Source organism: uncultured Rhodococcus sp., from assembly GCF_963525155.1.
GTDB lineage: Bacteria > Actinomycetota > Actinomycetes > Mycobacteriales > Mycobacteriaceae > Rhodococcus_F > Rhodococcus_F qingshengii.
Genome location: NZ_CAURKP010000203.1, coordinates 1 through 8,636 on the forward strand (window position 1 = coordinate 1; position 8,636 = coordinate 8,636).

General features: G+C 62.9%; 6 protein-coding genes and 1 pseudogene. 3 read left to right on the forward strand and 4 right to left on the reverse strand.

Annotated features, from left to right (window positions below; genetic code table 11):
* Window positions 1–286: 286 nt before the first annotated feature.
* Both RWT78_RS25585 and RWT78_RS25590 read right to left on the reverse strand, forming a co-directional pair.
* Window positions 287–742 (reverse strand): hypothetical protein, encoded by a 456-nt coding sequence (locus RWT78_RS25585; protein WP_029537798.1) that lies wholly within the window; start codon window positions 740–742, stop codon window positions 287–289.
* A 53-nt stretch (window positions 743–795) separates the two neighbouring features.
* Window positions 796–1,974, reverse strand: a complete 1,179-nt coding sequence (locus RWT78_RS25590) for a DUF6745 domain-containing protein (RefSeq protein ID WP_314681788.1) — start codon at window positions 1,972–1,974, stop codon at window positions 796–798.
* A 245-nt stretch (window positions 1,975–2,219) separates the two neighbouring features.
* On the opposite strand from RWT78_RS25590, the gene RWT78_RS25595 reads away from it, so the two are divergent.
* Window positions 2,220–3,152, forward strand: a complete 933-nt coding sequence (locus tag RWT78_RS25595; protein WP_399552194.1) for a hypothetical protein — start codon at window positions 2,220–2,222, stop codon at window positions 3,150–3,152.
* Here the strand turns inward: RWT78_RS25595 and RWT78_RS25600 are convergent.
* Complete coding sequence (locus tag RWT78_RS25600) at window positions 3,142–5,082, reverse strand: prolyl oligopeptidase family serine peptidase (RefSeq protein ID WP_064689382.1); 1,941 nt, start codon at window positions 5,080–5,082, stop codon at window positions 3,142–3,144. The genes RWT78_RS25595 and RWT78_RS25600 overlap by 11 nt on opposite strands.
* Before the next feature lie 76 nt (window positions 5,083–5,158).
* Here RWT78_RS25600 and RWT78_RS25605 point away from each other — a divergent pair, with 76 nt between their 5' ends.
* Both RWT78_RS25605 and RWT78_RS25610 read left to right on the forward strand, forming a co-directional pair.
* Complete coding sequence (locus RWT78_RS25605; protein ID WP_003943683.1) at window positions 5,159–6,412, forward strand: pyridoxal phosphate-dependent aminotransferase; 1,254 nt, start codon at window positions 5,159–5,161, stop codon at window positions 6,410–6,412.
* 510 nt (window positions 6,413–6,922) lie between these two features.
* A complete protein-coding gene (locus RWT78_RS25610; RefSeq protein WP_064689383.1) occupies window positions 6,923–8,185 on the forward strand; it encodes a YibE/F family protein in 1,263 nt (420 codons plus the stop codon).
* Between the two features lie 9 nt (window positions 8,186–8,194).
* Here RWT78_RS25610 and RWT78_RS25615 read toward each other — a convergent pair.
* Window positions 8,195–8,636 (reverse strand): annotated as a pseudogene (locus RWT78_RS25615) (molecular chaperone); the annotation flags it as partial.

Here is an 8,636-nt window from a genome sequence, read left to right on the forward strand (position 1 = left end):
GCTGAGGCGTCCGCACCCGCGGAAGCTCCGGCGCCTGCTGCCGCGCCGCCCGCCCCCAAGGCAGGCGGACTCGGATTCAAGGCCGGCGCGAAGGCTCCTGGCCGCAAGAAGTAAGCGCACCACACGCGAATGCCCTCACCGTCACGGTGAGGGCATTCGTGTTTGTGCGGGAGCCTTTGCCGACCGAGCACCCTTTCCCTCGACCCAACACACCGTCCAGCACACGGAAACCGGTGCTCGCCCTATGCAAGTGGTGCCCACTCCCCGCCAACTCGAGGCCGGCGTGTCAGTCGGCGACAAGCATCACCGCACCGCGCGCACGCCCGACGCCCCTTTCCTGCTGCCGGCCGATGACGTATCGCCCCGGAGCGATACCGGTCGCGCCGTGCTCCGGGTGGATGAGGTACGCGGTCACCCGGGTGTCGAGCACGCCGAGTGCAAGGCCCCGAGCATCTTTCACCGGCGTCGACCACGTGCACTCCCCTTCGTCTGCAACCAGACTGTGGGGGTTCCCTCCCGCCGCACTTCGCAGCAGTTCCACGCCGGAGAGCGGCACTCTCACAGAGCGTGTCCATGGCAGAGGCGCCACGATATTTGCGAGCAGCGAAAACGGGATCACGATGAGATCGCCTTGCGCCTGGAGTCCGTCGATCACAGGAATGGACACTTCCTGGTCCAGGTAGTCGAAGACATCGAGGCCGGTGAGGGTGGTGAGAGCGGACAAGGTCATGTTCGAGTTCATAAGTATCACCCAGGGTTTGAGGATTGAGGGTTCGAGGATTGAGGGTTCGAGATTCAGGTTCGACGAACGAGACGGGAATAGTCGGTACCGGTGATGCCGTAAGTCCATCCGGCGGCATCCAAAGCGGAGGTAAACCATCCGGGTACGTGAAGGCCGTATCGACGCCGATGCCCGTCGCGTTCGAGAGAACCGTTGACCGCGAGGAGAATCCGTCCACTTCGACCCCAGCCCTCCGGCGACGCGTAGAGCTGCAGCAGGCAACCGGCGTTACCGGGATCGTCGGTTTGGTCGACCAGTGTCAGGCCCGCCAGCTCGATGTAGGAATCCCACCCGATCCGCTCGATTGCACATCGACGGATCTCTACATTGCGCTCGTGTGCGATGCGTTCGGCGGTGGGGTCGAGCACCACCCAGTCTGGAACGATCGCTCCGTGCAGAACGAACGCCTTTGTACCGTCTACGAATTCGATTGCGGGGGAATCAGAATGATGCAAGCGCCGTGCCCCCTGCGCGCTGCCCGGAATCGGTTCGGCATGTAAGGCGGTGGGTCGTTCCGCCATGATGCACGCGTCGTCGAACGCCCACCACCACCCGGTCGAGTCAGCCAGTGCGGTCTGCACGTCGAGGAGTTCACGGTCTTCCGAGCGGAAGGTCGCAAGACCGAATCGATGGCATGTGTCGTAGTACGCGATTCGATGTGCGTCCTGCTGCCCGTACCAGGTCACTTCCCCGGCCACCGGGGTCAACATCGTTCGTATCGCAGCTGCGACGCCGTCGAACAGCGTGGTGTGCAACGATTCCCAAATGGACGCCCTGATCAGGCGCTCCCCCTGCCGGCGTTCCATCTGCCAGCCAGTTCTCCGACATTCGATTCGCGCGTCCATGCGTCGGCGCGAAGCCGCAAACATGCTCGCGATATACCCGGAAGCGCAGTCGAGGCCGGTGCCGTCCAATGACATCTTGGTCGACAGTCCTTCGGTGACGATCAGGTCCGAACCAGCAGACGGCGACGGGACCCAGACGAACTCCGGTTTCGGGAGCCCGGAGCGTCGATACAGTTGCGCGACAGAGGCTTCTGCGGTGTTTCGATCAGCAGGACGAGTACACAATCCGCGTTCGAGCCACACGTCGCGGATCTTTTCCAGGGCCAGACTGTCTTCATCGAAGAGATTGAAGTTCTCGGGCAATGTCGCTCGATGTGATGCCGACGAGCGAATCGGTGCGGCGCTCACGAGACGGTGGCGGTGTCCGCCTTTCCTGTAGTCATAGTTGAACAGCCTGGCACGCGAACGATCCGGACGCAAGGGTTTCCTAGAGCGCGACACCGGGAACCTGCCACCGTTTCCCCATACCGAACACCCTCTCCAGCGACGCGAAACCGGTTCGAACTGTGGACAAGTGGTGTTCACTCACGGCTATCCACACCCCCGGGGTCACGGCTTCCTTTCCATCGCCGGGCGCAGCAAGATCGATCGACATGGGGGAACAGACACATATCATCCGCAGGCCGGACCAACTGTCGATCGGTCGCACCGATGCCGAGATCCGACAGGCCTGCGCTAGTGGAACCTGGGCCAGAATCCATCGTGGTGCGTACGTGGACAGCGGCCACCTGTCCCGCCTCGACGCATACGGACGACATCGATTGCGGGCAGAGGCCGTGGCCTGCGCCGCTTCACCCTGTGCCACTGTCAGCCACGTCTCGGCTGCGGTTCTGCACGGTTTCGAACTCTGGAACACTCCGCTCGAGGTCGTTCACCTGTCCCGGAACCGGCGAGGTGGTGGCCGAAAGTCCGCTCGACGTCACGTGCACTCGACATGGCTGGCGGACAACGAGATCACCGAAGTCGATGGGCTGCGCGTCACGACTCCGGCACGAACTGTTGCGGATCTCGCGAGGACACTCACTTTCGAACAGGCTCTCGTCGTGGGCAATTCAGCGTTGCACCGTTCAAGGTTGACCAAGGACGCGGTTGCAGCCTCGCTGGCACTCAGCCCGAACCATCCGCGCCATCGACATGCGCTCCACGCGCTCACCGCGATGGACTCCCGCATCGAAAGCGTCGGTGAATCACGGAGCCTCGCATTGTTCCTGCACGAACACTTACCGCTCCCCGAACCCCAGGTCGACATCCACGACGCTCGAGGGTTCGCCGGCCGCGTCGACTTCCTGTGGCGTGAGCAGCGCACCATCGGAGAGTTCGACGGCCGCATCAAGTACGGCCGACTGGTGCCCGCCGGTCGCAGCCCCGAGGACGCGCTCTGGAACGAGAAGCTCCGCGAAGACCGACTCCGTGACGCAGGGTGGGAGGTCGCGAGGTGGACGTGGGCCGACCTGTCGACCCCGTCACTGGTGGCAAGTCGGATCCTGGCGGCCTTCGCGCGCAGCCACGGGGCCGTCAGCTACTGATCGCAGGCTTCCACAGCTCGAGCGTCGGAATGCCGGGTGGAGTGAATCCGAGCACCTGCCCGTAGAAGGACAGCTCGGCGTTGCGTGAGCTGATGATGGTCGACTGCTTGCGGAATCCGTGAGATTCACCCTCGTAGGCCAGGTACGCGTGCGGAATGCCCTTGGCCACCAGAGCATCCCGGAATCGCTCCGCCTGCGAGGGTGGCACGATCGGATCGTCGAGACCCTGGAGAAGCAACACCGGGCAGTTCAACCCGTCGACGTTGTTGAGTGGAGCACGTTCCGCGTACAGGTCGGCAGATTCCGGCAGCGGGCCGATCAAACCGTCGACGTAACGCGATTCGAAATCGTGAGTTTCCTGCACGAACAGGTCCAGTTCGGCCACGCCGAAATAGGAAGCACCACAAGCGAACACGTCGGACGTCGTCAGTGCGGCCAGAACGGTCCAACCACCGGCGGATCCGCCTTCGATGGCAAGGCGGGCCGGATCGGCAAGCCCCTGCTCGGCCAACCCGTTGACGGCGGTGACGACGTCCTGCACGTCGACGACACCCCACTGACCACGCAATCGATTACGGTACTCACGTCCGTAACCGGTCGACCCGCCGTAGTTCACGTCGACGACGCCGATTCCGCGGCTGGTGAAGAAGGCGTAGACGAGGTTGAGGGCCGGTGCGACGTGCGCCGTCGGCCCACCGTGAACAAACGCGACATACGGCGGTCGTTCATCGTCGAGCCCTTTGTATCGCGGACTGCGCGGCGGATACGCAACGGCGTGAACTTCTCGCCCGTGTCCGTGAGCCACGACGGCTCGCGCTTCCGGAAGGTAGGCAGACTCGGGCAATTCTTCTACCGACGAACGGATTTCGGTGAGTTCGCCGGTACCGAGGTCCAGTTCACGTAGCGCGCCCGCCAGTTTCGCGCCTCCCGAGATGAGCAGTAACCGATCGCCGCGAACCTGCATGAGGCCGATGCTGGTGACACCCGGGGTCGCGATGTCGCGCAGTTCCCCCGACGCCGGGTCGAGTACCGCCAGCGTGTCGGTTCCGACGGTGCGTGCGGTGAGAAGGTGCCCGTTGCCGAGTTCGACGAACCAGCGCCCACCGAAGCGCCACTGCGGGCCACCGAAATCCGCGTTCACCGGGCAAATCGGGCTGATCTTGCCGCCGACGCGATAGATGTTCCACCAGCCGCTGCGATCGCTGATTGCGTAGAGTTCGTCGTCGGTGATCCACTCCGGCTGCAGGACGGACTCTTCAAGTCCGCCGATCAGCACGGAATACGCCTGAGCGACGCCGTCGACGAGTGGAGCTACCCTCAGTTCGGTACCGTCCCAGGGCATTTGCGGATGGTTCCATGCGATCCAGGCGATCTTGGTTCCACTCGGCGAGAGCCTCGGTGACGAGAGGAAGTCCGAGCCGCCGACGATCGAGCGGATGTTGCCGGAACCGTCCAGCGGAATCGCGCAGATATCGCGAGTGATCGCCCCGTCCTCCGCGTGCGCTTCCCGAACCGCCCACACCTCGCCGTTCACGATCTGCAGGTCTGCGTATCGCAATGCGGCCGGCGACGCCGGTTCGGGCGTCAGAGCCCGTGGAGTGACTCCTTCGAGGATGTACACCCGCTGATCGGAGAATTCACTGAAGACCAGTTTTCCGGACTCGGTGACCGTCCAGGCGCCACCGCCGTACTCGTGAACCCTGGTACGCGCGTTCCACGGCGCGGGGAGGATGTCGACGGGTTGGTTGTCGAGACCAGATCGACGGATCGAGGTCCGACCACCCTCGGTCGGACGAAGTTCAGCCCACCAGATCTCGTCACCGACGTATCGTCCACCCTCGACAGGATGCCCACCTGCAGCCAGATCAGCTGCTCCGATCGGAGAAGTCCACGATCCGTACGGGGCTGCAATCTGCTCGCTGGGGGTCATCGCTCGACAATAGCCAACGGGGCGTGCGACACGGTCCCCGACAATGCACTTGCACAGTGGTGGAATCATGTAACTCGTGAGCACACCAGAACCCGTCCGCCACCGTCAGCCGCAGCGCGAGCTGGAGCAGTCGTCGAAGCTCCAGAACGTCCTGTACGAAATCCGTGGACCGGTGCACGCGCATGCCGCCCGGTTGGAGGCGGAAGGACACCGGATCCTCAAGCTCAACATCGGCAACCCGGCACCGTTCGGATTCGACGCCCCCGATGTGATCATGCGGGACATGATCGCCGCCCTGCCCTATGCACAGGGCTATTCGGAGTCGAAGGGCATTCTGTCGGCGCGGCGCGCAATCGTGACGCGTTACGAGCTGGTTCCCGGCTTCCCCGAGCTCGACGTCGACGACATCTACCTCGGCAACGGTGTTTCCGAGCTGATCACGATGACCATGCAGGCCCTCCTCAACAACGGCGACGAGGTTCTGATCCCAGCACCGGACTACCCTCTGTGGACTGCGATGACGAGCTTGTCCGGAGGCACGCCCGTCCACTATCTCTGCGACGAGGCCAACGACTGGAATCCCGATATCGCCGATATCGAATCCAAGATCACCGACAAGACCAAGGCTCTCCTCGTCATCAACCCGAACAACCCCACGGGTGCGGTGTACTCGATGGAGGTTCTGCAGCAGTTGGTCGATCTGGCACGCAAGCATCAGCTTCTGCTGCTCGCCGACGAGATCTACGACAAGATCCTCTACGACGACGCCAAGCACATCTCGCTGGCAACACTTGCCCCTGATCTGCTGTGCCTGACGTTCAACGGCCTCTCGAAGGCCTACCGCGTCGCCGGCTACCGCTCCGGCTGGGTGGCGATCACGGGCCCGAAGGATCACGCGGCCGGCTTCCTCGAGGGACTCGATCTCTTGGCGTCGACCCGTCTGTGCCCCAACGTCCCCGGACAGCACGCCATTCAGGTCGCCCTCGGCGGTCACCAGAGCATCGAAGACCTGATCCTGCCCGGCGGCCGCCTGCTCGAGCAGCGCGACGTCGCTTGGGAGCGATTGAACATGATTCCGGGCGTTTCGTGTGTGAAGCCTCGCGGCGCGCTCTACGCGTTCCCTCGTCTGGATCCGAACGTCTACGAGATCCACGACGACGAGAAATTGGTTCAGGACCTGCTTCTCCAGGAGAAGATCCTGATGGTTCAAGGCACCGGGTTCAATTGGCCGAATCACGATCACCTTCGGATCGTCACCCTTCCGTGGGCCCGAGATCTCGCCGTGGCCATCGAGCGATTCGGCAACTTCCTCACCAGTTACAAACAGTAGATTCTCACGCTGAATCCGGCTGAAATCGAGTAAACAATTCGTTGTACAAATGCCCCGTAAACGTAAAACTGCGGGGCATTTGTGCGACCTTGGTCACATTTTTCGCAAACCATGCGGTTTGATTGACTCTTTAACTATTTAGTGACCTGCCCCGATGTGAAAACGGTCCAACCGGTACATGATTCGTTGTGAAATTGGTAGTTGGACAACGCGCCAAATCGGTTTGAAATTGGGTACATTAGTTAGCAGCACTTCGGTGCCGCGAGCACCTGGTATCCCTCCCCCCCCCTGTGGATACCAGGTTGGTGGCGGGGACAACCCCCCCTGTTCCCCGCCACCCAGCTCGACCAATCCCAGTTTCACAACCCCTCATCGGTAGCACCGGTTTTCGCCGACTCTGCCTTGCAGCGACACTGCCTTTCACCGACACTGCCGTCAGAAGCTGACCATTCGCTTCGGAGCCGATAACATTGCACCGGTGCAAATCCCCAGTCCGACACTCAGTTTCCGATGAGTCACGGCCACGGCCACGGTGGCCCCATTCAGATCGGCCCCACCGCATCACGCGTCGTCATCGGGTTGCTCGTCGTCATCGGCATGGTCGTCGTCGCGGCAGCTGTCGCACTGTGGCCGGACAAGAACACCATTCCCGTCCCACTCCCCTTCCAGAATGCCGACGGCAGCTCGGTGGAAACCGAGGCGGGCACCGTCACGATGCAGGATCTCGGTGACTGCGGAAGTTCCTCTGCCGGAAGGGTATTCGTCGGTGCCCCGCAACCGCCGCCTACCTCCGCCTACCAGTGCCAGCGAAGTATCGTCGATATCGAATCCGGGCCGAATGCCGGAACGAAGACATTGCTCGAGGTCATTCCGGGCGCCGGTCAGCCGGACCTTCGCGTGGGTGACCACATTCGCCTGGTGCGTCAGACCGACCCGAACGGAAACACGCAGTACTCCTTCGAAGACTATTCGCGTGGGCTCCCGCTGGCGTTGATCGTCATCGCGTTCGCCGTCGTCATCATCGCAGTCGCACGGTGGAGAGGGCTGCGCGCACTCGTCGGCCTGGTGATCGCCTTCGGCGTAGTCGTCGGGTTTCTCCTACCCGCTCTGCTCGACGGCAAGCCTGCGATACCGGTTGCGCTGGTCGCCGGGGCGGTGATCTTGTACGCGGTTCTCTATCTGGCGCACGGGGTCTCACTCAAGACCAGTTCTGCTTTGCTCGGCACCCTTGCCGCCATGGTGCTCGCCGCGGTTCTCTCCTACCTCTGCATTGAACTGACACACCTCACCGGTTTGTCTGAAGAGCAGAACACCAATGTTCAGACCTATATCGAGCACATAGACATCACCGGCCTGCTGCTGGCGGGCTTCATCATCGGCTCGCTCGGCGTTCTCAACGACGTCACCATCACCCAGGCATCCTCGGCATTCGAGTTGGCCGAACTCGACAAGCATGCGTCCCGTCGAAAAGTCTTCGGCGGTGCGATGCGGGTCGGACGTGATCACATCGCCAGCACGGTCTACACCTTGGTTCTCGCGTACGCGGGTGGGGCGCTGCCACTGCTACTGCTCTTCAGCGTCAGCGGGCGCCCACTTCAGGACGTCCTGGTCGGTGACGCCGTCGCAATCGAGATCGTAAGGTCCGCTGTCGGCGGAATAGCCCTGGCGCTTTCGGTTCCACTCACCACTGCCATCGCCGTGATTCTCGCCCGTCCGCCCGGTAGCGCGGTCAAGGTCGGCCCCACGTCAGGTGGCCGACACTCCAAACGCTGAAAGCGAGCCTCAGAGTCCGGGAATCGGTGGGAGAACCGGCAACAGAATCGGCGGAAGCCCCGGGATGTAGATCGCCGGCGGTGGCGGCGCGGGCGCGGGCGCGGGCGGCACGTAAGTGTCCTGCACGACTGGCGGAGCCTCGACGACCGGAGGGGCTTCCTCCGTCGTCGTCGGGGGCGGGGTCGTTGTGGTCGTCGGCGGCGGAGTAGTCGTGGTCGTCGGTGCCGTCGTGGTCACCTCGGTTGCCACGGGTCCGGCGTCCTCGGAATCGAAGACCTTTCCTCCGTAGCCCAATCCCAACCCCACGATCACGATCGCCGCGATCACACCGGCGCCGAGGCCCGCGAACCGTAGCGGGTTTCTCGGCTCTTTGGATGTCGATTCAACGGGTTGTGTCCCGGCGAGCCAGGACGGGTGTGCGGTTCCTGCTCCGGGTCCCTCGCCTTCGTAC

What these genes read in the sequence shown, in the direction of transcription:
- RWT78_RS25585 (WP_029537798.1), bottom strand. Translation starts at nt 742, where the DNA reads ATGAACTCGAACATGACCTTGTCCGCTCTCACCACCCTCACCGGCCTC.
- RWT78_RS25595 (WP_399552194.1), top strand. Translation starts at nt 2,220, where the DNA reads ATGGGGGAACAGACACATATCATCCGCAGGCCGGACCAACTGTCGATC.
- RWT78_RS25600 (WP_064689382.1), bottom strand. Translation starts at nt 5,082, where the DNA reads ATGACCCCCAGCGAGCAGATTGCAGCCCCGTACGGATCGTGGACTTCT.
- RWT78_RS25610 (WP_064689383.1), top strand. Translation starts at nt 6,923, where the DNA reads ATGAGTCACGGCCACGGCCACGGTGGCCCCATTCAGATCGGCCCCACC.